This window comes from Pseudoalteromonas haloplanktis ATCC 14393, assembly GCF_000238355.1.
GTDB classification, from domain to species: Bacteria; Pseudomonadota; Gammaproteobacteria; order Enterobacterales; family Alteromonadaceae; genus Pseudoalteromonas; species Pseudoalteromonas haloplanktis.
This window is the reverse complement of record NZ_AHCA01000005.1, coordinates 312,484-338,364: the sequence shown is the minus strand read 5'-3', so window position 1 is coordinate 338,364 and position 25,881 is coordinate 312,484. Positions and strand designations below refer to the sequence as shown.

Sequence of the window (25,881 nt, the reverse complement as noted above, 5' to 3'; positions counted from 1 at the left end):
TTGAAGGCGTTATGACTAAAAACTTGTCGATAGCAGAATATTTTTCTTACTTTAAAGATAAACGCCTTATTAATGTGTTTATCTTTGGCATGAGCAGTGGTTTTCCTTGGGTATTAATTGGCTCAGTAATGTCAGCTTGGCTCAAAGATGAAGGCTTAAGCCGTAGTATGATCGGATTATTCGGCATTGTTTTTGGTGCGTACAGTATAAACTTTTTATGGTCCCCTCTGGTTGACCGTATCAAACTTCCCCTGCTTTATAATTGGCTTGGTCAACGCCGTAGTTGGATACTGCTTTGCCAAAGCTTTATTTTACTTGGTGTGGTTTTATTGGCGGGACTCGATATCACCGCTCATTTAGGCGTCGCTGCTGCTTTATGTTTACTCATTGCTATCGCCTCCGCTACCCAAGATATCGCAATTGATGCGTTTCGTATTGATACCTTAGATGAAAACGAAAGCCACAAAGCGACCGCAGCCGCTGCTATGGCCACTTCAGGTTGGTGGAGCGGCTATGCGCTACTGGGCGCTATCCCCTTTTATATGGCGGATATGCCAAACATTGATTGGCCACAAGTGTATTACTTTTTAGCAATGATCATGCTGCTGCTAATGAGCTGCGTGTTTTGGGCAAAAGAGCCTAAATCAAATCGAGAAGCTGTGCACGCTGAGTTAGAGCGTATTTACCAACAAAAACTATCTCTTGGTAAGCAAACACAGTTAACTAAGCTGGCCGCATGGCTCGCGGTGACGGTGTTCGACCCATTTAAAACCTTCTTCGCCCGTAACGGGGTTAAAACTGCACTCGCCCTACTGGCCTTTATATTCTTATTTAAAATTGGCGAAGCATTTTTAGCCCGTATGTCGATTGTATTTTATAAAGAGGTTGGTTTTACTAATACACAAATAGCCAATTACTCAAAGCTGGGAACTGGTTTAATTACCATCGTGTTTGCATTTTTAGGCAGTATTTTTAATCATAAATACGGCATCGTAAAAGGGTTATTTATCAGTGGTGTGGCAATGGCGGCATCTAATCTAATGTTTTCATGGATAGCATTAGCCGGACCACAAGAGCATTTATATGCAATGGCGATTGTTGTAGACGGTTTTACTCAAGCATGGTCGTTAGTGGCTATGGTGGCATTTATATCAATGCTTTGCGATCGAGCATTTAGTGCAACACATTATGCATTGTTAGCATCATTAGGGAATTTAGGACGAACATTACTATCAAGTTATAGTGGTGTAGTGATTGATGATTGGCTTAGTGGTAATTGGTCGCTGTTCTTTATTTTAACTGCTTTAATGGTATTGCCATCATTGATATTTTTATATCTAATTCGTCACCGGTTGTATGCATTAGAAAGTAGCTATCACGGCAGTAAATAAAGTTTTGAAAAGGGAGAAAGTAATTAATGGGGGAATAAATTATTGATGAAAGCGCTTCCCTGCGCTTGCTAAAAAAACTAATTATTAGTCTTCTTTTAATAAGCCTAAACCTTCATACGGGTCGACTTCTAGCGCATCACAATAACGTAGAAATTCAATCACGTCTAAACGGCGCTCTTGGTTTTCAATTTTACCAATGAATGAATGCGGTGTACCAAGTACTTGAGCAAGGCTACGCATTGTATGACCTTTCTCATGACGCTTAGTTTTAAGCCATTTGGTTAGTTTTGAGTTTTCTTCAGAAGAAACTGTTTTACCCATCATAAAAAACATCTCCTACTAGATGATTTAAAGTTTAATTAATTAAGAGTGAAAGTTTGCCCGTCTCACTCTTGGATACATTATATACTATTCACAACCATGTGAAATAACTAATTTCTAGCAATTACCCGTTACGGGTAATTGCTATTATAGGCTATTAACTTTATTGTAAAACAAACATTAAAGTTAATAGTCTAATTTTAGTTCCTCTTTAATGTAACAAATAAATTATTGAAATGAACCCTTTTTACGATAAATTATTTTTAACTTTAAAATTAAATAGTTATGCTAATAAACTGTATAATCATTACAAAAGAGAGAGATTCATGTTCCGATTATTATTCCTAATGCCTATTGTACTTTGCTTAATTTGGTACTTTTTTCTTAAATACAACCAAGTCCCGATCAAACAAGGTAAAAAAGGCTTTATATACATTTTGGCATTTTCTGCACTGGTGTTAGGTTTTTTTGTTCTAATGATGAAAGTCACTCACGTGTCGTGAGTGACTAAAAATAAATCAATATTACGCTCTGCGGCGTTCACGTAACATCAATAAACAAGGTGTGAGTACTAAGGTTAGTATAGTCGCAAAGGTCAAGCCCCCCGCAACGGCAGTTGCTAATTGCACCCACCACTGCGTTGACGGTGCACCAAAATCAATTGTGCGATTAAATAAATCAATATTGATCTGTAATACCATCGGCATTAAGCCCAAAATAGTTGTTACCGTGGTTAATAACACTGGTCGTAAGCGCTGTGCTCCCGTCCTTAAAATGGCATCTTTTACCGCAAGTCCTTGTGTTCTGAGTACGTTATAAGTATCAATTAGTACAATATTATTATTAACAACAATACCGGCTAACGAAATAACCCCAATGCCTGACATAACAATACCAAACGGTTGCTGTAACACTAATAACCCTAAGAACACGCCAACAGTTGAAAACACCACCGCGCTTAAAATCAAAAAGGCCTGATAAAAACTATTAAACTGAGTGACTAAAATAATACCCATCACAAACAGCGCAACTAAAAAGGCATTTTTCAAGAAAGCTTCTGATTCATCTTGATCTTCGGTTTCACCACGAACTTTGATTTTAACTCTAGGATCTAAGCCTTGCTCTTTAAGCTGTGCTTGTAAGCGCGGTAACGCTTTAGCCAGTTGCTCACCTACTTTCATATCAGCGTTAATAGTCACTACTCGGTGAGCGTCAACTCGACGAATTGTATCGACTTTTGGCGCCGCATGGCGTTCAACAAAATAGCTAATCGGTACTTGCCCATGTATGGTTTTAACACGTAACGTTTCAAGACGGCTTAAGTCTCGTTTGTCATGTGGAAAGCGCACGCGAATATCAATTTCATCATCAACATCATCTGGGCGATACTCTCCCAGCTTTAATCCATTGGTAATTAACTGCACATTGGCACCGAGCATAGCGGCATCTGCGCCATAACGTGCGGCATCGGCTCGATTAAGTTTTAACTGCCATTCAATTCCCGGTTTTGAAGCGGTGTCGTCTACATTACGAAAAGCCCCATCGTTTTCAATGGCTTGGCGGATCACTTTAGCTTGTTGGTTGAGTATCTCAGGAAATTTTGAACTTAACTCTATACTCAGTGCTTTGCCGCCACCTGGGCCATTTTCATCCTTACGCATCTCAATCTCAACCCCAGCAAAGCTTGCTGTGATTTCATTAACTTGGGTAATAATGTCTTCAGCTGGCGGGCGTTCATGCCAATCTTTTAAATTTAATCGAAATGAACCTATTTGATCTTGCCCACCAGTGCGTGCATACAAGGTTTTAATACCCTCAACGGCCAAAATACGGGTTTCAATCTCCTTCATGATCACGTCTTTTTCATAAATAGACAAATCACTATACGAACGTACTTTAATATTTACCCCATTTGGCTCAACATCTGGGAAAAACTCAACCCCGAGTTTTGATGCTCCAAAGCCAATAAATACTAAAATTGAGAACACAATCGCCGCGAGTAAGGTCCACCATGGTTTATCAAGCGCCCTATCTAGTACACGCACATACCGCCCTGCAAAACCTTGCAGTTGAGTTAAATCACCAGATTCAGCAATCACTAAATCCTGCTTTTGCACTGGCGTTAAGGGTCTAATTTTTCCTATCATACCGCCAATTGTTGGTACAAAAACCAATGCCATTAGTAATGATGCTGATAGCGTCGCTATTAACGTAATTGGTAAGTACTTCATAAACTCACCCATCATTCCTGGCCAAAATATTAACGGTGCAAAAGCCGCAAGTGTCGTAGCCGTTGATGCAATAATTGGCCATGCCATACGCTCAGCAGCAATCTTATAAGCCTGCTTACGTGACTTGCCTTCACTCATTGCTCTATCAGCAAATTCTGTGACAACAATTGCACCATCTACCAACATCCCGACTGCCATGATCAGCGCAAATAGCACCACGATGTTGACGGTTAAGCCAAATAAAGAAATGACTAAAATACCCGTTAGAAATGAACCTGGGATCGCAATACCCACTAAAAAAGCAGTGCGAGCACCAAGGACTGCAACAATCACAATAACCACCAGCAATACCGCCGACAACACGTTATTTTGTAAGTCTGACAGCATCATTTCAACGTCTTTTGACATGTCACCGGTGTAATCAACACGAATATGCTCAGGCCATATTTTTTGCGCTTGCTTAACAACTTCTTTCACTTGCGCTACTGTGTCTATAATATTTTCCCCAGCACGCTTTTTAACTTCAAGAGACACGGCTTGACGGCCGTTGATACGTGCGATTGAGTTCGGATCTTTATAAGCGCGGCGAATTTTAGCAACATCCATAAAGCGCACGACTCGATCGCCTACCACTTTTACAGGTTGTTCCATTACATCTTGAATGGTTTCAAATACCGAAGGAATTTTTACAGCAAAGCGCCCTTTACCAGTATCCAAAGTACCCGCCGCAACTAAGCGGTTATTGTTAGAAAGTAGTTGAATAATATCGTTTGGTTCAAGCCCGTAGGAGATCATCGCTAGCGGATCGACCTCAATTTCCACCATATCTTCACGATCCCCCCCCACATCTACTTCCAATACGCTAGAGATGCTTTCGAGCTCGTCTTTTAAATTACGCGCAAGGGTTAATAAGCCTCGCTCTGGTGAGTCGCCTGAGAGTGTTAAAGTGATGGTGGGTTGCTCGTCTTCCATGAGTATTTCATGAACTTCTGGCTCTTCTGATTCAGAAGGGAGCTTTGCCTTGGCTAAACTGACTTTGTCACGCACATCGGCAAGCGCCTCTTTAGGATCCATGCCCGCCATAAACTCTAACGTAACAGAAGCATGGCCTTCACTGGCCACCGCGGTCATTTCTTTTACGCCCTCGATAGAACGCAATTCAATTTCCATGGGCCTTACAAGTAACCGTTCAGCATCTTCGGGTGATATACCATCATGAATGATGGATACGTAAATAAACGGAATCGTTACATCGGGATTCGCTTCTTTCGGAATATTTTGGTAGGTCACCCACCCTGATATCAATAATAAAATAAAAATCAGCAGTACTGTGCGCGTATGATTGAGCGAGGCTTCTATTAAATTTTTCATGCCGTTATTCGCCCGCTATAGTATCAGCTTCAACAAACACAGGTTCGACACTATCACCGACTCTAACAAAACCTTGCCCTAACGTGATCACATTTGCTGTTTCACCTAATCCCCACAACCACACTCCTTCAGCTGTCGATTTAGCAAGTCTCACATTTTTAAACTCGACACGATTTTCAGCGTTTATTACCTTAACTCCAATATTGCCTTCACTATCTAGTGCCATGTAGGCAGGACTTAGTAACATCGCTGGCGCGGAATCGAGGGAGATATCAAGTTGCGTTGAATAACCTGCTTTAAATTTCATTTCGGGATTGGCAAATGCAGCTTCGATACGAAACGTATTGGTGCTGTCGTCGGCGACAGAGGCAATATAACGCACTTTTCCTGGGTATGTTTTATCGTTTAAAACATGGGCGTGCACAGCTTGACCGACTTGCAAACCAGTAATTTCTTTTTGTGTCGCATCAGCACGAACCACTAAAGGATCAAGATCAACCAACTCTAAAATAGGATCGCCAATCGCAACATAATCACCGAGCTGTACAAGGCGTTTATTAATGATGCCACTAAAAGGCGCACGGATCTCGGTACGCTCCAATTGCAGTTCAAGCCCAGCTAAACGTGCTTTTCCTTGCGCTAATACCGCTTCGCTGCGCATAGTTTGCACCCGATCTTGCAATCCTTGATCTCTCAGTGACAACGCACCTTCATATTCTGCCGTATATTGCTTTAACAGTGCTGTGGCAGAGCCCAACTGTGCAACTAAATCAGATTTATCTAACTCAAGTATTAGTGCCCCTTGCTCAACAAACTGGCCTTCTTGCACATAAATTTTGTTAACTTCACCGGCTTGACGTGCACTCACACGGGCTAACTTATCTGGTTCTGATTTACCATAAAACGACAAGGTTTTCTTGATGTCTTGCGCGACTAATTTCACCACTTGCACTTTCGCTGTTTTCTCAAAAGTGCTTGAAGACTGCTCATTACTCGCATGACTTGATCCAGAGCCCATCCAAATACAAATAGCAACAACAATGATTATGGCGAGAATATAGGGTTTTTCTTCTAGTTGCTGGGCAAGCTTTTTCAACACAAAGTTTCCTTTTAGCTATCAATAATAAATGTGCATGATTGTGCAAATAATAGAGTACGTAGTAGTTTTAAGGCAATAAGATTAGAGTGTTATCTTTGGTATTAAATTTTAGTCAATAAAAAAGCCGCAACCTGCGGCTTTAATCAATATCTTTAAACGCTAAAACTAGCGCCACACCCGCAGGTAGTCGTTGCATTGGGGTTTGCAACAAAAAAGCGTGCGCCTTCAAGTCCTTCGGTATAATCTACTTCACCGTCAACTAAATATTGAATACTCATTGGGTCAACCACTAAGGTCACACCATTTTTAACAATTTCTAAATCGCCTGGATTTGCTTTTTCATCAAAAGTAAACCCATACTGGAAACCAGAGCAACCACCACCTGTGACATAAACACGCAGTTTTAAATTTGGATTCTCTTCTTCGTCGATTAACTGTTTAACACGAACAGCCGCTGCATCGCTGAACTTAATGGGTAATTCATCTGACATACCATAACCCTCTATACCTACATTATTGCGATTATCTAATACCCGAGTGTTTTAATCAAGTATAGGGATAAGTTTGCTTATAATAGTTAAGCTAATTTTTATATAGCCAGTTGTAAGCGATGTAAAATGGTGCACCTGTTATTTCTATACTATATTTATTTCTCAGGCTGAAATAAATCCACACGATACTCTGTTTCAATTAAGATGAGGGACCATCTTGGATAACCATTTAACGCTCCACTTTATTACATCTGAAATGCTGAATGCCCCAGTTATTTCGGCTCAGTATGATGGCTATCTTGTATTGGCCTCAATATTAACGGCCGTATTTGCATCTTATATTTCTTTTTTATTATCAGCGCGCATTAAAGGCTCACAATTAAAAGAAGAAACACGGCTATGGACAATCGTAGCATCTTGCTTTTTAGGTGGCGGAATTTGGGCTATGCACTTTATTGGCATGCTAGCCTATAAGCTCCCCATTCCAGTAGAGTACGATATCACAATAACGCTCGTGTCTATTTTTCCCAGTATTTTTGCCAGCTATATTGTTATGTCACCCACATTAGGGCGTTTTAATAATTTATGGCTCAGAAGTATACTCATGGGTCTAGGTATTGGCAGCATGCATTATATTGGCATGATGGCGATGCGCATGCCCGCCCACATGGCTTACGAACCCTGGTTATTTTCATTCTCTGTGTTGGTTGCTGTGGTGCTCTCAGGCCTGGCATTAAAAATAAACGAATTACGATTAAGCACCCATACTAAGCTTTATTGGGTAAACTTACTTGCAGCTTTGACCATGGGCACCGCTATCTCAGGCATGCATTACATAGGTATGATGTCTATGTATGTTTTTGCTGCACATCACACTACCTATATCACTAATGAAAATAGCGCTGAACTTGCCCAAGTTATCCTGTTTGTTCTGTTAGCACTGAGTTTATTTCTGGTTGGCGGGATGGAATTACGAGCCAGAAGCCTATTATCAGCAAAATTAAAAGCAGTACTAAATACAGTGCAAGATGCGGTCATCTGCTTTGATAAGCAAGGAAATATTGAGTTTGCAAATCCTGCCACAACCAGTATTTTTGGCTTTGAGCAGCACGAATTAATTGGTAAAAACATAGCCCCGTTGATACCACAAAAATATGCAACACAAACAACTCACTATAATGACGCTGAACAAGCAGGTAAAAGTCAATTATTACAAGGGCGAAACAACAAAGGGGCAGACTTTCCTATTACGGTCTCGATTAGTCCAATCAGAAAACACGCCAACCCCTCATTTGTCGCTACCATTAAAGATTTAACCAATATCCAAAATCAAGAAGCATTTACCCAAACCATTTTCGACACGTTACCAATTATGTTAGTCGTCAAAGAAGCTGAGCAACTGTCTTTTAGTCATATCAACAAAGCAGGTGAACAATTACTTGGGAAAACACGAGACGAACTTATTGGGCTCAGTGATTTTGATATATTTCCTGAGCAAGAGGCCGAATGTTTTACTGCGTCAGATCGATCAGTTTTAAGTTCCGGTGAAGGTATAACAATTGATGAGGAACCTATCACCATTGATGGCCAGACCCACTATTTACGCACGCGAAAAATGGCTATCAAAGATAGTCAGGGTAAAACAAAGTTTTTACTCGCAGTCGCTGAGGACATAACTGAACTGAGAGTTGCCAAGCTAGAACTTGAAAAGCTGCATCATCGTATGTCTATAGCAGCGAATGCGGCGCATATTGGCGTATGGGAGTGGAACTTTAAGACCAATGAACTGATCTGGGATGAGTGGATGTTCGCACTCTATGGCGTTGACAAGTCGGCTTTTACTAGTAACTACACTGAATGGGAAAAAAGAGTCCACCCAGATGATTTTAAAAATGTAATCAAAAATTTAAAAAGTGCGGTTGCCAATAAGGGGGAGTTCCATGCTGAGTTTCAAATTATGTTACCTAGTGGGGAAACACGTTACTTAAATGCTGACGGCCAGATCTATGGCGATTGTATGGTTGGAATTAATTTTGATATCTCAAAACGCGTGATTGCTGAAAATAAAATACTGCAATTAGCACAAACTGATCACCTTACCGGCCTCGCTAATCGCAATGCGTTATGTAAGTTTGCTGAGCACGCATTTGACTGCACAAAACGCACTGCCACTAAAGTCGCCTGTTTATATTTTGATTTAGACAAGTTTAAACCTATTAATGACACCCATGGCCACTTAATCGGTGACCTAGTTTTGGTTGAAATAGCGAAACGCTTAAGTGACATAGCCAGAAAAACCGATTGTATCGCCCGTATAGGTGGTGACGAATTTGTCATTCTCATCACTCACATTGAAGAAAACAACCAAGTTAAAACAGCATTGGCGCGATTTATTGCCGCGATTGAATTACCGATAATGTCATCACAAGGCAGTCTTTGTGTGGGGGCCAGTATCGGTTATGCTATTTACCCAGATGAAGGAGAAAGCTTAGATGAATTACTCAACAAAGCTGATGCCAGAATGTACAACCATAAACGCGCCAAGGATGTGAAACAACAAGTTATTATCAACCAGTGAGCTCCTAATAATGAATGAGAACCTACGAATTTTGGCCGTGACACACACTCCTTTATATTTTTACTACTTAGCCAATTGTACGCTACACAATCACCCAACTACTTGGTATCAATTTGATTTAAGTTAAACTATTGATGAAAATCAAAAGGACTTACTGTGACACTTTTGCTAAACTGCGCGCTGGAATAGGTGGCGAGGAACAAAGCATGTGGCTTGAAACGCTTAGGCGTCGCTTGGCAAAGCCAAAAACATCGGTGCAATTGTGCTTACTTGGCGTAAGTGCTGGATTAATTGCGGCGTTTTTGATCATTCTATTTCGCCTCACAATTCTATTTTTTCAAGGCTTATTCCTTGATAACCCTGACGATTTTACCACCTTACCGCCTCTAGAACGGGTGTTAATGCCTATTATTGCAGCCTTTTTAATTGCTCTGTTTGCGGCTTTCACTGGTTTTAAACATTATCGATTAGGTATTCCTTTCGTTATTCACCGCATTAAAAGTCACTATGGGCAAATGCCGTTGTATAACACCGTTAATCAATTTGTCGGCGGTGCATTAGCATTGATCAGTGGTTTTTCTGTCGGCCGTGAAGGCCCTTCCGTCCATATGGGCGCAACCGGCGCTAGTATCTTAGCTGACAAACTGCATTTACCTTACAACGCTATGCGAACCCTCAGTGGTTGTGGGGTTGCAGCAGGCATTGCAGCGTCCTTTAATACCCCATTAGCGGCGGTAATTTTTGTCATGGAAGTCGTGATGCGTGAGTACAAAGTGCATATCTTTGTGCCTATTATGCTTGCTGCGGTTACCGGTGCTTTAGCTACTCAATTTGTTTTTGGTAATGCCTCTGAATTAGAACTCATCACCATCACCACTTTAAGTGGTTGGCACTATCCATTTTTAGTCCTATTTGGTATTGCACTGGGCGCTGTTGCTTATGCGTTTAACCAAAATTTAATGCTGATCATCCGCACCTTTAAACCTTTAAGCATGTTTCCACGGCTGTTATTGGCAGGCCTTATCGCTGGCGGCATCGCTTATTTAGTTCCCCAAGCAATGGGGTCTGGGATGAGTGCAATAACGCTCGCCGTAGAAACCCCAGAAGATGTACAACTGCTCACCACCATTTTAATCGCTAAATTACTCGCCACCTTATTCGCTATTGGGCTAGGTATTCCCGGTGGCATTATTGGCCCAGTGATCGGGCTCGGCGTATTAATGGGCACCTTAATGGCGTTTTTTGCGCAATTTATTAGTCCTGGTGTTGATATAGCAGGCACGTACAGCGTATTAGGCATGGCAGGGTTACTTGCCGCCACCCTACACGCGCCACTTGCCGCTTTAACCACGGTGATGGAGCTAACTTCAAGCCAAGAAATTATCGTCCCAGCAATGCTGGTTATTACAACGGCCTATGTGACCGCCTTACAAATATTTGGCAATCGCTCGATATTTTTACAGCAACTTGATTTTCAAGGCTTAAGTTATCAAGTTTCTCCAGCCACCGAAGCCCTACAAAAAGTAGGGGTTATGGACGAAATGGATGAAAACTTTAAGCTACTGTATTCAGATGATAAACAACAAATCGAAAGTACCTTAAATGCGGTGGATAGCCAAACCCCGCTGATTGTTTATGATGCTGAAAATGGCTACCGGCTTGCGGAGTATGATTTAAGTTTAATGTCGGATCAAAACATTGCTATTAACTATATCTGCCTGCAAGGGATCAGCAGCCAAGCAACCCTTGCCGATGCATTTGAGGTATTAAAAGATAAACGCAGTGGCGCTGTGTATATCTATAACTTACTCGATAATCAACAAATTATGGGAATTATGCGCTGGGATCAGATCCGCCATATCCTCACCATACGTAATAGCTTACTTTAACTAACCCAATAGAGAACATTATGAGCGCGCTACTAGTCTACAAAGCCCTACATATCTTTTTTATGATTGCCTGGTTTGCTGGCATTTTCTACCTGCCAAGACTGTTTGTTTATCATGCTATGAGCGAAGAGAAGTCATGTAATTCAATGCTTAAAGTCATGGAACGCCGCTTACTGTATTTTGTTACTCCGTTTGCCATATTAACCGCGGTATTTGGTGTATTAACCATTATGGAATACGGCCGTGAGTGGTTCAAACACAGCATGTGGCTGCACTACAAACTGGTATTAGTGATTATTTTATACCTATACCACGGCTTTTGTTTTAAGTTGCTGGCTGATTTTAAACACGACCGTAATACTCGAAGTCACCGTTTTTACCGTATTTTTAATGAGTTACCAGTATTGCTATTGTTAGTCATCATATTTTTAGCCGTAACTAAACCTAGTTTATAAAAAATTTGCTGTATGCCCAAACCACCTCAAAATGTAGAAACTCGCTTCTTGAAGTGGTTTGGGTATAATATCGCGCGATTGCGTGCCCATCGTTGATGGTTGATCGCGCCCCTTTTCAATGTGATAGGAATAACCCCAATGTTAAGTTTCCAAGGTGAAAATATTCTTTCTGTCAATCAGCTCGACCGCGACTGTATTGAACGTATTTTTGCAGTAGCCAAAAAAATGGAGCCGTATGCTAAAAAGCAAAAGCGCACCAATGTGTTAGAAGGCGCGATCTTAGCAAACTTATTCTTTGAGCCAAGTACCCGTACCCGCGTAAGCTTTGGTACAGCGTTTAATTTATTAGGCGGCCTCGTCCGTGAAACCACCGGCATGCAAAGCTCAGCACTCGCCAAAGGCGAATCGTTATACGATACCGCCCGGGTTATTTCAGCTTACGCAGATGCAGTCGCAATGCGCCACCCTGATGCAGGCTCAGTGGCCGAATTTGCCACTGGCTGTTCAGTACCTGTGATCAACGGTGGTGATGGCCCAAACGAGCACCCAACTCAGGCCTTGCTTGATTTGTTAACCATTGAACGTGAACTCAACCGTTTTGAGCAAGGTATTGACGGCATGCATATCGCCCTAGTTGGTGATTTAAAATATGGTCGTACGGTGCATTCACTATCAAAATTATTATGTCATTATAAAGACATCAAATTTTCAATGGTGGCACCAGATGGCTTACAAATGCCAAGCTATATTTTGGACGCCGTTGATAATGCAGGCCATAAAATTGAAATCGTCGATAAAATGGAAGGTAACTTAGCTGCCGATATCGTCTATCAAACCCGCATTCAAGAAGAGCGCTTTCCATCACAGGAAGAAGCGAATAAATACCGTGGCGGTTTTCGGATCAGCCAATCAATTTACAACGCCCACTGCAAACCAAACTCCGTGTTAATGCATCCATTGCCGCGCGACAGCCGCATGGAAGCCAATGAACTCGATAACGATTTAAATAGTAACGATAACTTAGCTATCTTCCGCCAAGTACAAAATGGCGTGTTAATTCGCATGGCACTATTTGCATTGACCTTAGATGTTGCCGACAAAGTTGAGCAATATGAAGTTGCTGTGCCATGGTTTAGCCGTAAACGCGATAGTTAATCTACCAGTACAACTAATAGGATTTTTCATGACAATTAGCCAAGATTTATTTGCCCGCGCCCAAGCGTCTATCCCTGGTGGCGTAAACTCACCAGTACGTGCCTTTAATGGTGTTGGCGGTACGCCGCTGTTTATAACTAAAGCGCAAGGCCCATTTACCTTTGATGCCGATGGCAATCGTTACATTGATTATGTAGGCTCATGGGGCCCGATGATCATGGGCCATAATCACCCAGCCATTAAACAAGCGGTACTTGATGCGGTAGAAAATGGCCTTAGTTATGGTGCCCCCACTGAAACTGAAATTTTCATGGCTGAAAAAGTAAAACAGCTTGTGCCATCAATTGAAAAAGTACGCATGGTAAGCTCAGGCACTGAAGCCACCATGAGTGCGATCCGTTTAGCGCGTGGTTTTACCGGCCGTGACAAAATACTTAAATTTGAAGGCTGTTACCACGGTCACGCAGATTCATTGTTAGTAAAAGCCGGTTCGGGCGCATTAACAATGGGTGTACCAAACTCACCGGGTATTCCGGAAGATTTTGCTAAACACACCTTAACAGTGTCGTTTAACAACCTTGATGAAGTAAAAGCTATTTTCGCCAAGTACGCCGACGAAATCGCCTGTATTATCGTAGAGCCTGTAGCCGGTAACATGAACTGTATCCCGCCGGTTCCTGGCTTTTTAGAAGGCCTGCGCGCGGTATGTGATGAGTACAAATCAGTGCTTATTTTTGACGAAGTCATGACCGGCTTTCGCGTAGCACTAGGTGGCGCACAAGCTTACTACAATATCACTCCTGACTTAACTTGTTTAGGTAAAGTCATTGGTGGTGGTATGCCTGTCGGTGCTTTTGGTGGTAAAACTGAGATCATGGATTACATTGCGCCAGTCGGCCCTGTTTACCAAGCTGGTACATTGTCTGGTAACCCAATCGCTATGGCCGCAGGCTTAAAAGCACTTGAACTTTTATGTGTTGATGGCCTACACGCTGAGCTTGAAGCAAAAAGCAAAGCAATTTGTGAGGGCTTTGAAGCCGCGGCTAAAAAAGCGGGTATCCCACTGACCACAAACTACGCCGGTGGCATGTATGGTTTCTTCTTTACTGAACAAGAAAAAGTAACCACTTACCAACAAGCTACTCAATGTGATTTAGAGCGCTTTAAAAAGTTCTTCCACTTAATGCTTGAAGAGGGCGTGTACTTAGCACCTTCAGCGTTTGAAGCGGGCTTTGTTTGCTCTGAGCACTCAGAACAAGAAATCGCCGATACCATCGCCGCCGCCGAGCGTGCGTTCGCTAAGCTTTAAGTTTTAATTTTAAGTGATAAAAAAGCCCGTAAGGGCTTTTTTTTGCTTCAGCTCTCATATCAATGAATGATATTACCAAGGTATGCGGTCTTAGTAATAAGTATTAACAACTAAGCCATCAAGAGAGCTCTATGTCAGGATTAAGACGCATAACTTCCCCCGCTATCAATTTGATGGCAAACCTCAAATATAAAACCAAAATTAGTTTAGTGTTTGGTATTTTATTAGTGCCTTTAAGCGTTAGTTTATTTTTTTTATTGTCTTTGCTTACTAATAATATTGAAGTATCGCAATCTAAACGCCATGGCTTGCATAGCTACAGTGCTGTACTTGATAACTATTTAAATTCACGTACAGATAATAATGCCGCTATCGCTCGCTCCTACGGCTATTCGGTTACAGATGCTCAATCGAACGAGGCATTAGAACACATATCTACAGCTTCAAAGTTAGCCCTTGACGAGCAGTTAGCGAGCGCCTATTTAAATCGTACATTAGTCTCACCGCTGCCCGCCTTAATTTCGCAACTACATCAAATAAAGCAAAGTGCCGACACCGTACTAGAGCGCCAATCGTTTACTCCTGCAACATTTATTAGTTTATCTAACCTATCGAAATCATTACCACAATATTTAGCAAATGTTCGCACCACCTTACAAGTTGCGACAGATGCCAACAAACAAGTCGGCGCAAAAATTACACCACAACTCAGTAAGCTTGAGCAGAGTATTATTAATTTTAAAACAGCTATAGATAAGAGAATACTTGAACCTGATGAGCTGGCACTGACCCAAGCTGAATTCACACAATTACATACCGAGGTTATCAACGATACCCGTCACTTGATTGCTGCAAGTGTGCCAATGTTAGAACAGCTAATTAGTGAAAAGTTACAACAACAGCAATGGATCAGAAACACAGTACTGCTTGCTTCTTTATTTAGCTTGCTCAGCGCTTGTTACCTATTAATTGGTTTCTACTTTGCGGTGGTTGACGGTATCACTCGCTTCGCTAACGCAGCAGAGCATGCTGCAAATGGTAATTTAAATGCCAAGTTAGACACTATTGGCAGTGATGAAATGAGCATAATCACTACTCGATATAATGCCTTACTGAACGCATTTAAAGGTTTCTTGGCACAGGTTAATCAAACAACATTCGATTTAAGTAGCGCAATAATTTCTCTTGAACAAGCAAGCCATCAAACAAACCTTGATGTCGGTGAGCAACAAAATCGCGTCAATACCATTCACAGCGCCTTGAGTGAAATGGCTGACAGCGCACATACGGTCGAAGACGCTGCAAACCAAGCCATGCTGATTGCGCAAACAGCGGCAGATCACGTCTTAGAAAGCTCACATAACACCATGGAACTTGCTGAGTTTATGCACGATCTACAAGTTGAATTCAGTGACAATCAACATGCTTTAGATCGCCTAGCCAAAGACAGTCAAAATATAAGTAAAGTCAGTAAAGGGATCAGTGAAATAGCGGATCAAACTAACTTATTAGCACTTAATGCAGCTATTGAGGCTGCACGTGCGGGCGAACAAGGTCGTGGTTTTGCTGTGGTAGCGGATGAAGTAAGAACCTTAGCTCAGCGGACTCAACTACAAACTCAAGAAATTCATCAAATCATCAGTTCTTTGCAACATGCCTCTGACGATACACAGCAGAAAATGCGCTCAAGTGTTGATAAAATGGTGCATTGCGTACAGTCAGCTAACAATACAAATAGCGTGCTGCAAAATGCGCAACAGAGTATGCAAGAAATAACATTACAAGGTAAGTTAATAGCTCAGCGGGTACAATCACAATCCATTGCCACCAGCCAAGTTTTAAAAGATTCGCAACAGATCAGTACGTTAGCAATAAAAGCACAAAACTCCGCGCATTCAAGCTCTGTAGATACAAAGACAATCAGCCAGCTGTCTGAGCAACTAAGCAGTGCGATGCAATTTTTTAAACCTTGATCAGCTTACTTGCTAAACAAACGCAGCAACCTAGGTTGCTGCGTTTGTTTATAAGTCACTTCAATACACTTAACGCTGACAACTAGGTCTTGGCTCAAACTCACTAACTCGCAATGGGAGTTGAATGACCTTACCACAGCCCGGAGGTGCTTGTTTACCCGTCTGTTCATTAACAAATGCCCAGCGGATCGAGGGCGGACGAGTATCAGCAATAGACTCTGGATTAAGTGGTTTAAGATAGCGAATATAGGTTTCTAGTGCACCAACACTGCCTGTTAATCCAGTGCTTTTGTTATCATCACGGCCAAGCCATGCGACAGTTACCGTATTTTGATCAAAACCTGCATACCAACTATCACGTAAATCATTACTAGTGCCGGTTTTACCCGCCAATTGAATTGATGGAAAATGGGCATTTAAGCGTTTTGCAGTACCATCTTTTGTAACCCGTTTCATCGCATATTTTGTCATGTATAGCGCGTCTTTATCAAAGCGCGGCTGCGAGCTGATATTATGCTGATAGAGCACCTTTCCGACTGAATCCGTTAACGCTGAAATTGATGTCAATTGGCGATACTCACCATCTGCCGCCAATGTGGTATAAAGCTGAGCGACTTCAAAACTCGACATTTCAAGCGCCCCAAGTAGTAATGATGGGTAATGACGAATATGACCTTTTGCACCGAGCTTGGTAAGCGTATCAGCCACTTTATCGACTCCAACATCTAGGCCTAGATTCACCGCTGGTATATTGATGCTGTTACTAAAAGCTCTATACAGCGGCATCATACCGCGATATTGATGGTCAAAATTTTCAGGCTGCCACACTTTGCCCTGTTCATTAGTTACTTGCACTGGTGAATCATCCAAGAGCGTTGCTAAGTTATAGTGGGGTAACCCCAACGCCGTTAAATACACCGCAGGTTTTACTAACGAGCCAATGTTTCGTTTTGTATCTAATACTCGATTAAACCCTAAGAAACGTGGATCACGCCCTGCAACTAAAGCTGATACCCCGCCCTTCTCTACATTAACTGAGATCATTGCCGCTTCAAGCTGCTCCGTAGCAGCACGTTTTTCGAGATACGGCAGGCTTTTTTCAATGGCTTCTTCCATTGCTGTTTGTTTTTGTAAGTCAAAATACGTAAACACGCGCACGCCAGCATCAAGTACTTCTTGATCAGGTAGTAATTTTTTCAGCTCACGATCCACCAGCTCTAAATAACCAGGGTATGATTTAGGCAAGCTATCCTTCATTGGTGCAATGTCGATTGGCCGTTTTAAAGCAGCACGGTATTCGCGGGTATCAATCAATTTATTATCAACCATTAACCGTAATACTAAATCACGACGTTCCATAGTGCGCTCAGGGTAACGGCGAGGATTATAGTATGAAGGTCCTTTCACCATAGCAACAAGTAGCGCTATTTGATCGTACTCTAGCTCATCGACCGGTTTAGAAAAATAAAATTCAGACGCCAAGCCCATACCATGCACACCTTGGTTATACGATTGACCAAGATACACCTCATTTAGGTAGGCTTCTAATATTTGATCTTTTGAATAACGATAATCTAAAATTAACGCGATCAATGCTTCATTAAATTTGCGTATCAGCGTGCGGTCTCGCGTTAAATAAATATTTTTTGCCAACTGCTGAGTTAACGTACTGCCACCCTGAACAGTGCGCCCTGCTTTTATATTGCTATATAAAGCACGCATGATCGAAAATACGGATACACCGTGGTGTTGATAAAAGTTCTGATCTTCAACCACTAAAAGTGTATCTGTAAGCATAGGTGGAAACTTATCCAGTGGTACAAATTCACGGTCTTGTTTTGAATCATTACCAATCCGAGCAATTTGTACGGGCTCCAAGCGAGCGCTATTTAAGCGTCTGCCAAACTTATCTTTAATGCTGGCAAGTTTTTGACCCGCAAAACGCAGCTCAATAACTTGTGCTTGTTCTAAACCATCATAAAACTCAAATTCGCGGCGGAAAATTTTAATGCTATCGTCTGCTTTTACATATTGCCCGGTTCGGCTGAGTTTATTCACCGAGCTATAATTTAACCTATCAAGCTCCCACACGACTTCTTGACTAGATAAAAATTGCCCAGGGTAAAAGCCCATTGCCCTAGCATAAACTTGTGCAGGTAGCTGCCATTTATTGCCTTCAAATTGGCGGGTGATTTTTGCATCGAGGTAAATTAAATATAACGCCATAGCAATTATGCCAGCTAAGCTGAGTTTCCAAAAAATAGACCAAAGCTGACGACCGATACCACGTTTTTTTATATTTTTTGTCGGCGTTTTTTTAGTCGGTGTTTTTTTCACTGACTTAGATGCTGTACTTGACGCTTTTTTTGTTGGGCGCTTTGGTGGAGTTTTACTAGAGCGAGGATCTTTTTTATCAGCCATTGACGTTGCTATTTAGTTCCAGAAGTTAATTTTACAGGTGCTATAAGCGCAATACTAACACCAGTAAAATTAACAGTCACTGAAACTTAGCGTGTACACAGCCATAGTGAATGAACCATTGCCGGAATAAAAAAGATAAAACACAAGATAATATTAATAATCAGATCTTTACCAACTCCAGCTTTTAAGAATACGGCCACCGGAGGTAAAAATATCGACAGAATGATCAAAAGTAATTTGTTATCCATAGCTAGCCTTTTATTTGTAGTTAATGTCATTTAAAGAGTAGACACTAAATCCTTATTTTCCTACCCGAATACGCTGAGTTTTATCAATAACTTTTTATTGCAAACACAAAAAAAGTCCTAATCGAAATTAGGACTTTGTTCTGAACACACAATGATTTTTAAATTATTCGCTTAGTTACTACGTACTGAAACAAACTCAGGGTAGGCATCGATACCACAATCGTGCTGATCCATACCGTTTAACTCTTCTTCTTCTGTTACACGGATACCCATGGTTTTCTTAAGGATAGTCCACACAATAAGTGAAGCGATAAACACGAAGCCTAAGATACATACTAAGCCAATTAATTGAGTAACAAATGAAGCATCGGCATTTGATACTGGCACTAAGATAATCCCCAAGATACCGCACACACCGTGCACTGAAATGGCACCAACTGGATCATCAATTTTAATTTTGTCTAGCGCAACAATACTAAATACAACGAGTGAGCCACCTAAAATACCCAGTAAACACGCAAGTAATGGTGATGGTGATAATGGGTCAGCGGTAATCACTACTAAGCCTGCAAGTGCACCATTTAGTACCATAGTTAAATCAGCTTTACCCCATAACACTTTACATACAAACAGTGCTGCAATTGCACCTGTTGCCGCAGCAGCGTTGGTGTTAAGTAGGATTTTACCTACCGCAGTGGCATTTTCAGCATCAGAAATAAGTAGTTGCGAACCACCATTAAAGCCAAACCAACCCATCCACAGAATAAAAGTACCTAGTGTAGCAAGTGGTAAGTTAGAGCCAGGAATTGGGTAGATTTCACCATTTTTACCGTATTTACCTTTACGCGCACCTAACATTAATACACCAGCTAGTGCAGCCGCGGCGCCAGTACCGTGAACAATGGCTGAACCAGCAAAATCAACAAAGCCCATTTCAGATAAGAAGCCACCGCCCCAAGTCCAATAGCCTTCAATTGGGTAAATAATGCCAGTTAGTACGATTGCAAAGGCAAGGAAAGCCCACAACTTCATACGTTCAGCAACGGCGCCCGATACAATCGACATAGCCGTTGCAACGAATACCACTTGGAAGAAGAAATCAGACTCTAATGAATGATCAGCATCTCCAGCTTGAGTGCCAATAAGTGTTCCAAACGATGGGATTAATCCGCCTTCGGCATTGTCTACATACATGATGTTGTAGCCAACTAATAAAAACATGGTACACGCAATAGCATAAAGCGCCACGTTCTTAGTTAAGATCTCTGTGGTATTTTTTGAACGGACTAAGCCCGCTTCTAACATGGCGAAACCTGCCGCCATCCACATAACTAAAATACCTGATATTAAGAAATAAAATGTATCTAACGAAAACTTCAGTTCTATTATTGTGTTTTCCATAAAGCCCCCTTAAATTGCTTCTTCGTCTAATTCGCCCGTTCGAATACGGACAATTTGATCTAAGTCGTAAACGAAAATCTTACCGTCGCCAATTTTGCCTGTTGAAGCAATTTTGGTAATGGTCTCAACGACCCTTTGACAATTTTCGGTACGAGTAGCAATTTCAAGTTTGATTTTAGGAATAAAATCGACTTGATATTCAGCTCCACGGTACAACTCTGTGTGACCGCGTTGACGACCAAAACCTTTGACGTCAACAACCGTCATCCCCTCAATGCCTAAATCAGCCAGTGCTTCACGCACATCATCTAGTTTGAATGGCTTTATTATTGCACTAATCATTTTCATAGTGGCCCCCTTCGGACGCTTATTGTTATCCTGTTTGCTAAGATAATCCAACCTTTGTGCCACTATTTTAAATAAATAAAAAACAATAACTTAAACAAGTAAAATAAATCCACCCCACAAAAAATGCACCACGAAGGTGCATTTTTTTAACATCTTTACTGTCGTGGTGCAGCTCGCTAATTTTGCTTTACAACACAGTCACGATTTCGCTCTTTTGCTTGATACAAGGCTTTATCCGCCGAGCGCATAGCGCTGGTTAACGTCACATTTTGAAATTTAGTTAAACCAATACTTACCGTTATCGCAAATGCTTGACCATTTATCACAAATTCATACTCTGACAACCTGACTCTAAATGCATCTAGCAGCGGGTATGCTTGATCTAACCCCACATCAGTTAACACGATTGCAAATTCTTCACCACCAACCCGTGCAACAGTGAAATCTTGAAACGAACTCCGTAATAATGATGCCACCTGTTTTAGCGCTTGATCCCCTGCTTCATGACCAAACTTATCATTAATCGCTTTAAAAAAATCAATATCAAGTAATGCTAAGCAATTAGTGCGAGAGGTTTCTTTTAACAGTTTTTCAGCAAATTGATAAAAATAACGACGATTATAAAGGTTGGTTAAATCATCGCGAAACGCACTTTCTTTGATATCAGCAATAAGTGCAAGTTGCTCCATAGTTTGCAACACACGGCAATGAAACTCTTCATTCATAAAGGGTTTTGTTAAAAAGTCATTCGCACCAAATTTGATAAACCGCGCAGATAAACCATGCTTACCAGCACCAGATAAGCCTATAATAGCGAGATCATCACGGCCGCGAATATTTCGCACAGCTTTAACTAGCTCAAAACCATCCATGGTCGGCATTGCGTAATCGGTCAAAAGTAACTTGATCTCTGGATCATTTTTAATAATCTGTAATGCTTGCTTACCATCATGGGCATCTTGCACATCAAATAACTGTTTTTCGAGCATTTGCCTCATAAGTGAGCGACTCAATAACGAGTCATCAGCGATCAACGCCTTACACCCTTGATTACGCAATAACTGTGACACTAATTTAATAGCATAATGATAAGAATCACGATTATCTTTGATCACATAATCAACCACACCCAGCTCTAATATCTGCTGGCGTTTATATTCATCAATGGTAGATGTAAGCACAACTGTAGGAATAGCGTGCTCTAAGGTGTATTTTACTACTTGGCCATCCATTGCATCAGGCAGGGTTAAATCAACTAACGCAAGTGTGTATTGGTGTTTTGCAATAAACTCCTTGCCCTGTGCAAGTGACCAAGCAAAGTCAATCGCTACATCAAGATAATGAGCGGATAAGTGCCGTAATACTTGCTGGACAACTTTACTATCTTCAACTACTAACACTCTTTGCATATATCTTCTCAACACTTCAGCGGAACAATGCCGATAAAAATTATTTACGAATAAAAAATAAAAATAAGAACTAAGTATGGAATATACTTTATTATTGCTTTAAGCAAAATATCCTACCGCAAATATACGCATAAAAGCATAGTAGTTCCCTTTAGGATAATATTATTGTCTACCTCTTACCGACTAATATTGGCGTCTAGTCTCATTCCCTTTGTTATTTACCTAGAAATTATCTTTAATAGGTTAACAATTATCTAAAGGATAAACCATGAAGCTTATCAGTATCATTAGTTTCTCACTAGCTGTACTTACTTTAACTGTCAGTACAACCAGTTACGCAGAAAACCAACGTCGCATTGATGTCGACAGCAAAGTTGTCACCGAACATAAAGCGCGTATCAATGGGGAGCGCTTTACTTATACAGCAACCACAGGCACACAACCTGTATGGGATGATAACGGTGATGCTGTAGCTACATTACAATACACTTACTATGAACGTGATAAAGTTGATGATCGCACTAAACGCCCATTACTGATCTCATTCAATGGGGGACCGGGATCGGCCTCAGTATGGATGCACATTGCTTATACTGGCCCACGGGTGTTAAAAATTGATGACGAAGGCTACCCTATTCAGCCTTACGGTATAAAGGACAATCCTTATTCAGTACTTGATGTTGCCGATATTGTTTATGTTAACCCAGTCAATACCGGCTATTCACGCGTTCTTGAAAACGACAAAGGCGAACTACCAAGCAAAGAAGCACAGCAAAAAATGTTTTTTGGTGTTAATGCTGATATTAAATATTTAGCCGAGTGGTTAAACACTTTTGTATCACGCAACGAACGCTGGCGCTCGCCTAAATTTTTAATTGGTGAAAGCTACGGCACAACCCGTGTTTCAGGCCTTGCTCATGAGCTACAAAATCGCCAATGGATGTACATAAATGGTGTGGTGTTAGTCTCTCCAACAGAGATTGGTATTAAACGTGAAGGCCCAGTGGAAGCGGCGAACCGCTTACCTTACTTTGCCGCAACCGCTTGGTACCACAAAGCACTCAGCCCTGCACTGCAAGCAAAAGATTTAGACGAATTACTGCCTGAAGTGGAAGAGTTTACCGTTAATAAATTACTGCCTGCTATCGCAAAAGGGGGATTTATTGCTGCTGAGGAAAAACAAGCCATCATCAAACAAATGGCTTTATATGCGGGTGTGTCAGAAAAGTTTGTAGCGCAAAACAACCTCGACATTCCAAATAACTTTTTCTGGAAAGAGTTACTGCGTGAACGCGGCCAAACAGTAGGTCGTTTAGACTCTCGCTACTTAGGTATTGATAAGCGTGATGCGGGTGAATCTCCTGACTATTGGGCGGAACTTACATCATGGCTGCACTCTTTTACACCGGCAATCAATCACTATTTACGTGATGAATTAAACTATAAAACAGATGTTAAATATAACTTGTTTGGTAATGTTCATCCGTGGGATCGTACAAATAATAATACTGGTGAAAACTTACGTTTAGCAATGGCGCAAAACCCTTACTTAAATGTAATGATCCAATCGGGTTATTTTGATGGCGCAACCAATTACTTTGATGCCAAGTACACTATGTGGCAACTTGATCCAAGTAGTAAAATGCGTGACCGCTTAAGTTTTAAAGGCTACCGTAGTGGTCATATGATGTACTTACGCCATGCAGATTTAGAAAGCTCGAATAATGATCTACGAGATTTCATTTTAAAATCATTACCTAAAGAAGGCGAAGCTGCAAAATATTAAACATTGCACTGCCCTAATTAATAAAAAGCCCGATTATTACGGGCTTTTTTTTCGCAACAAGTAAACGTTTAGGTATATACTCAAACCATTGATTTTACGTTTTGGAAAACAAAAATGGCAGAAAACTTCCGTGTCATGTTTGCTGGTCTAGCCAAAGATACAGACCAAGCACACGCGATCAGCCAGTTGGCGACGAAACTAAAAGCCCCCACGGCCAAAGTGGCCGCTTTTTTTGACAACAAGCCATTGTTTGCCCCTTGTGAAAAAGAGAAAGCGCTAAAACAAGCCAAAATACTTGCGAGTGTTGGCATCAAGAGCAAGCTGCATCCTGTTGAAACACATATGACAGCCAATACGACTGAAACCCCCAACCAGCGCGACGAACGAATTTTTAACGCCCTTGATTACATCACCAGTAGCTTAATTCGCATTGAAGAAAAACTCGATGACTTAGAGCAACGTATAGCAACAAGCCAACACCCAGCAAATACAGATGAAGACGATAATTGGCAAACGGACGATTTACTACTAGATGAAGAGTTAACCACACCAATTAAAAAGCGCAGTAATGTGCTGTTATTTTCGCTGATCGCAATGGTCGTTATACTACTTGTGGTATTGGGGTTATCGTTTGCATTTCCTGACTTATTCAGTTTTTAACATAAAATAAAAGGTACAACCTAGTTAACAATGAGTGAAACAAGAGCACAGATCCGTCAACAGATCCGCAAAGCACGTAATTTACTGTCAAAATCTGAGCAAAAAATTGCAGCAAAAGCACTGAAAGTGAATTTTACTCAACACTTAAAACAGCAAAAAAAAGTAAAAAACGCTCACATAGGCATCTATTTTAGCAATGACGCAGAAATTGATACATCATTGTTAATAAAGGACCTTTGGAGTAAAAACCACCACCTTTATTTACCGGTTATCCACCCCTTTAACGGCACTACTTTATACTTTCAGCGTTATGAAGAAAATTCACCCATGAAGGCAAATCGCTATGGTATCTTGGAGCCCAAGTTAAATTGTAGTCAGATATGCCCGCTTGCAGAGCTTGATTACCTGCTAATGCCGTTAGTTGCATTTGATGATAATGGCAACCGGTTAGGTATGGGGGGTGGTTTTTATGATAAAACACTGGCGCGCTACGAAAAAGAAAACTGGCAAAAACCACAACTAATTGGCCTTGCACATCAATGCCAACATGTTACAAGTTTACCGGTTGAATCGTGGGACGTACCATTAAATTACATAATTACACCGCAGAAAATCTACCATTGGTAAGCAATAAATTTGTATACTAAAGGTAAGTAACTCCACCTATTGAGCATACAACAATGACACAAGATGAATTAAAAAAAGCAGCAGCTTGGGCTGCACTCGAATTTGTAAAAGAAGGCACCATAGTCGGTGTGGGTACAGGTTCAACGGTAAACCACTTTATTGACGCTTTAGGTTCAATAAAAGACACCATAGCCGGTGCGGTTTCAAGCTCAGATGCATCAACCGAAAAACTTAAAGCTCTTGGTATTGAAGTGTATGAGTTAAACGATGTTGATAGCTTAGATGTATACGTTGATGGTGCAGATGAAATTAACGCACAAAACGAAATGATCAAAGGTGGCGGCGCAGCACTCACTCGTGAAAAGATCGTTTCTGCAGTAGCTAAGCAGTTTGTTTGTATTGTTGATGAAACAAAAATAGTGGATACCTTGGGTGAATTTCCACTGCCAGTAGAAGTTATTCCTATGGCACGCAGTTATGTAGCCCGCGAATTACTAAAACTGGGCGGCGATCCCGTATATCGTCAAGGGGTTGTGACTGACAATGGTAACGTTATTTTAGACGTCCATAATTTGTCTATCAGCCAAGCAAAAGATTTAGAGCTGACAATTAACCAAATTGTTGGCGTAGTAACCAACGGCTTATTTGCCCACCGTGGCGCAGATAAAGTAATTATCGGTACCAAAAATGGGCCGCAAATTAGATAAATAGGATGAGG

General features: G+C 41.2%; 20 protein-coding genes. 11 read left to right on the top strand and 9 right to left on the bottom strand.

What is annotated here, in order from left to right; translation table 11 throughout:
• Window positions 1-11: 11 nt before the first annotated feature.
• Window positions 12-1,391: an AmpG family muropeptide MFS transporter gene (locus PHAL_RS0112125; protein WP_016708681.1), complete on the top strand. Its 1,380-nt coding sequence runs from the start codon at window positions 12-14 to the stop codon at window positions 1,389-1,391.
• 84 nt (window positions 1,392-1,475) lie between these two features.
• On the opposite strand, the gene PHAL_RS0112120 is transcribed toward PHAL_RS0112125, so the two are convergent.
• The 4 genes from PHAL_RS0112120 to erpA all read right to left on the bottom strand — a co-directional run bounded on the left by PHAL_RS0112120 (window position 1,476) and on the right by erpA (window position 6,904).
• The gene (locus PHAL_RS0112120; protein ID WP_016708680.1) at window positions 1,476-1,715 is read right to left on the bottom strand and encodes a helix-turn-helix domain-containing protein; all 240 of its coding nucleotides are present in this window, start codon (window positions 1,713-1,715) and stop codon (window positions 1,476-1,478) included.
• Between the two features lie 521 nt (window positions 1,716-2,236).
• Window positions 2,237-5,314 (bottom strand): efflux RND transporter permease subunit, encoded by a 3,078-nt coding sequence (locus tag PHAL_RS0112110; RefSeq protein ID WP_016708678.1) that lies wholly within the window; start codon window positions 5,312-5,314, stop codon window positions 2,237-2,239.
• Window positions 5,315-5,318: 4 nt separating this feature from the next.
• The gene (locus PHAL_RS0112105; RefSeq protein WP_016708677.1) at window positions 5,319-6,413 is read right to left on the bottom strand and encodes an efflux RND transporter periplasmic adaptor subunit; all 1,095 of its coding nucleotides are present in this window, start codon (window positions 6,411-6,413) and stop codon (window positions 5,319-5,321) included.
• 152 nt (window positions 6,414-6,565) lie between these two features.
• Window positions 6,566-6,904 carry an iron-sulfur cluster insertion protein ErpA gene (erpA, locus tag PHAL_RS0112100; RefSeq protein ID WP_016708676.1) on the bottom strand — a complete coding sequence of 113 codons (339 nt, stop codon included), beginning with the start codon at window positions 6,902-6,904 and terminating at the stop codon, window positions 6,566-6,568.
• Between the two features lie 217 nt (window positions 6,905-7,121).
• On the opposite strand from erpA, the gene PHAL_RS0112095 reads away from it, so the two are divergent.
• The 6 genes from PHAL_RS0112095 to PHAL_RS0112070 all read left to right on the top strand — a co-directional run bounded on the left by PHAL_RS0112095 (window position 7,122) and on the right by PHAL_RS0112070 (window position 16,263).
• On the top strand, window positions 7,122-9,482 hold the full coding sequence (locus PHAL_RS0112095) for a diguanylate cyclase domain-containing protein (protein WP_016708675.1): 2,361 nt from the start codon (window positions 7,122-7,124) through the stop codon (window positions 9,480-9,482).
• Window positions 9,483-9,688: 206 nt separating this feature from the next.
• The gene (locus PHAL_RS0112090; RefSeq protein ID WP_016708674.1) at window positions 9,689-11,371 is read left to right on the top strand and encodes a chloride channel protein; all 1,683 of its coding nucleotides are present in this window, start codon (window positions 9,689-9,691) and stop codon (window positions 11,369-11,371) included.
• A 20-nt stretch (window positions 11,372-11,391) separates the two neighbouring features.
• On the top strand, window positions 11,392-11,826 hold the full coding sequence (locus tag PHAL_RS0112085; protein ID WP_016708673.1) for a CopD family protein: 435 nt from the start codon (window positions 11,392-11,394) through the stop codon (window positions 11,824-11,826).
• Between the two features lie 138 nt (window positions 11,827-11,964).
• The gene (locus PHAL_RS0112080) at window positions 11,965-12,981 is read left to right on the top strand and encodes an aspartate carbamoyltransferase (protein WP_016708672.1); all 1,017 of its coding nucleotides are present in this window, start codon (window positions 11,965-11,967) and stop codon (window positions 12,979-12,981) included.
• Between the two features lie 28 nt (window positions 12,982-13,009).
• Window positions 13,010-14,290 carry a glutamate-1-semialdehyde 2,1-aminomutase gene (hemL, locus tag PHAL_RS0112075; protein WP_016708671.1) on the top strand — a complete coding sequence of 427 codons (1,281 nt, stop codon included), beginning with the start codon at window positions 13,010-13,012 and terminating at the stop codon, window positions 14,288-14,290.
• Window positions 14,291-14,421: 131 nt separating this feature from the next.
• Window positions 14,422-16,263 (top strand): methyl-accepting chemotaxis protein, encoded by a 1,842-nt coding sequence (locus PHAL_RS0112070; protein ID WP_029216127.1) that lies wholly within the window; start codon window positions 14,422-14,424, stop codon window positions 16,261-16,263.
• A 69-nt stretch (window positions 16,264-16,332) separates the two neighbouring features.
• Here the strand turns inward: PHAL_RS0112070 and mrcB are convergent, their stop codons facing one another.
• The 5 genes from mrcB to PHAL_RS0112045 form a co-directional block, all read right to left on the bottom strand.
• Window positions 16,333-18,684: a penicillin-binding protein 1B gene (mrcB, locus tag PHAL_RS0112065; RefSeq protein WP_016708669.1), complete on the bottom strand. Its 2,352-nt coding sequence runs from the start codon at window positions 18,682-18,684 to the stop codon at window positions 16,333-16,335.
• Window positions 18,685-18,770: 86 nt separating this feature from the next.
• Window positions 18,771-18,962, bottom strand: coding sequence for a YqaE/Pmp3 family membrane protein (locus tag PHAL_RS23040; protein WP_016708668.1), 192 nt, complete (start codon window positions 18,960-18,962; stop codon window positions 18,771-18,773).
• 141 nt (window positions 18,963-19,103) lie between these two features.
• Window positions 19,104-20,333, bottom strand: coding sequence for an ammonium transporter (locus tag PHAL_RS0112055; protein WP_016708667.1), 1,230 nt, complete (start codon window positions 20,331-20,333; stop codon window positions 19,104-19,106).
• A gap of 9 nt (window positions 20,334-20,342) precedes the next feature.
• Window positions 20,343-20,681 (bottom strand): P-II family nitrogen regulator, encoded by a 339-nt coding sequence (locus PHAL_RS0112050; RefSeq protein WP_016708666.1) that lies wholly within the window; start codon window positions 20,679-20,681, stop codon window positions 20,343-20,345.
• A gap of 176 nt (window positions 20,682-20,857) precedes the next feature.
• A complete protein-coding gene (locus tag PHAL_RS0112045; RefSeq protein ID WP_016708665.1) occupies window positions 20,858-22,090 on the bottom strand; it encodes a GGDEF domain-containing response regulator in 1,233 nt (410 codons plus the stop codon).
• Between the two features lie 268 nt (window positions 22,091-22,358).
• Here PHAL_RS0112045 and PHAL_RS0112040 point away from each other — a divergent pair, with 268 nt between their 5' ends.
• The 4 genes from PHAL_RS0112040 to rpiA all read left to right on the top strand — a co-directional run bounded on the left by PHAL_RS0112040 (window position 22,359) and on the right by rpiA (window position 25,870).
• The gene (locus PHAL_RS0112040; protein WP_016708664.1) at window positions 22,359-23,876 is read left to right on the top strand and encodes a S10 family peptidase; all 1,518 of its coding nucleotides are present in this window, start codon (window positions 22,359-22,361) and stop codon (window positions 23,874-23,876) included.
• Window positions 23,877-23,990: 114 nt separating this feature from the next.
• Window positions 23,991-24,536 carry a hypothetical protein gene (locus PHAL_RS0112035; RefSeq protein ID WP_016708663.1) on the top strand — a complete coding sequence of 182 codons (546 nt, stop codon included), beginning with the start codon at window positions 23,991-23,993 and terminating at the stop codon, window positions 24,534-24,536.
• A gap of 30 nt (window positions 24,537-24,566) precedes the next feature.
• Entirely contained in the window at window positions 24,567-25,163 is a 597-nt protein-coding gene (locus tag PHAL_RS0112030) for a 5-formyltetrahydrofolate cyclo-ligase (RefSeq protein ID WP_016708662.1), read from the top strand.
• A 53-nt stretch (window positions 25,164-25,216) separates the two neighbouring features.
• On the top strand, window positions 25,217-25,870 hold the full coding sequence (gene rpiA, locus PHAL_RS0112025) for a ribose-5-phosphate isomerase RpiA (protein WP_016708661.1): 654 nt from the start codon (window positions 25,217-25,219) through the stop codon (window positions 25,868-25,870).
• Window positions 25,871-25,881: the final 11 nt, after the last annotated feature.

Excerpts from the sequence above, each read along its gene's own strand:
- PHAL_RS0112125 (WP_016708681.1), top strand. The coding sequence starts at position 12 with ATGACTAAAAACTTGTCGATAGCAGAATATTTTTCTTACTTTAAAGAT.
- PHAL_RS0112120 (WP_016708680.1), bottom strand. The coding sequence starts at position 1,715 with ATGATGGGTAAAACAGTTTCTTCTGAAGAAAACTCAAAACTAACCAAA.
- PHAL_RS0112110 (WP_016708678.1), bottom strand. The coding sequence starts at position 5,314 with ATGAAAAATTTAATAGAAGCCTCGCTCAATCATACGCGCACAGTACTG.
- erpA (WP_016708676.1), bottom strand. The coding sequence starts at position 6,904 with ATGTCAGATGAATTACCCATTAAGTTCAGCGATGCAGCGGCTGTTCGT.
- PHAL_RS0112090 (WP_016708674.1), top strand. The coding sequence starts at position 9,689 with ATGTGGCTTGAAACGCTTAGGCGTCGCTTGGCAAAGCCAAAAACATCG.
- PHAL_RS0112085 (WP_016708673.1), top strand. The coding sequence starts at position 11,392 with ATGAGCGCGCTACTAGTCTACAAAGCCCTACATATCTTTTTTATGATT.
- PHAL_RS0112080 (WP_016708672.1), top strand. The coding sequence starts at position 11,965 with ATGTTAAGTTTCCAAGGTGAAAATATTCTTTCTGTCAATCAGCTCGAC.
- hemL (WP_016708671.1), top strand. The coding sequence starts at position 13,010 with ATGACAATTAGCCAAGATTTATTTGCCCGCGCCCAAGCGTCTATCCCT.
- PHAL_RS0112070 (WP_029216127.1), top strand. The coding sequence starts at position 14,422 with ATGTCAGGATTAAGACGCATAACTTCCCCCGCTATCAATTTGATGGCA.
- mrcB (WP_016708669.1), bottom strand. The coding sequence starts at position 18,684 with ATGGCTGATAAAAAAGATCCTCGCTCTAGTAAAACTCCACCAAAGCGC.
- PHAL_RS23040 (WP_016708668.1), bottom strand. The coding sequence starts at position 18,962 with ATGACATTAACTACAAATAAAAGGCTAGCTATGGATAACAAATTACTT.
- PHAL_RS0112055 (WP_016708667.1), bottom strand. The coding sequence starts at position 20,333 with ATGGAAAACACAATAATAGAACTGAAGTTTTCGTTAGATACATTTTAT.
- PHAL_RS0112050 (WP_016708666.1), bottom strand. The coding sequence starts at position 20,681 with ATGAAAATGATTAGTGCAATAATAAAGCCATTCAAACTAGATGATGTG.
- PHAL_RS0112045 (WP_016708665.1), bottom strand. The coding sequence starts at position 22,090 with ATGCAAAGAGTGTTAGTAGTTGAAGATAGTAAAGTTGTCCAGCAAGTA.
- PHAL_RS0112040 (WP_016708664.1), top strand. The coding sequence starts at position 22,359 with ATGAAGCTTATCAGTATCATTAGTTTCTCACTAGCTGTACTTACTTTA.
- PHAL_RS0112035 (WP_016708663.1), top strand. The coding sequence starts at position 23,991 with ATGGCAGAAAACTTCCGTGTCATGTTTGCTGGTCTAGCCAAAGATACA.
- PHAL_RS0112030 (WP_016708662.1), top strand. The coding sequence starts at position 24,567 with ATGAGTGAAACAAGAGCACAGATCCGTCAACAGATCCGCAAAGCACGT.
- rpiA (WP_016708661.1), top strand. The coding sequence starts at position 25,217 with ATGACACAAGATGAATTAAAAAAAGCAGCAGCTTGGGCTGCACTCGAA.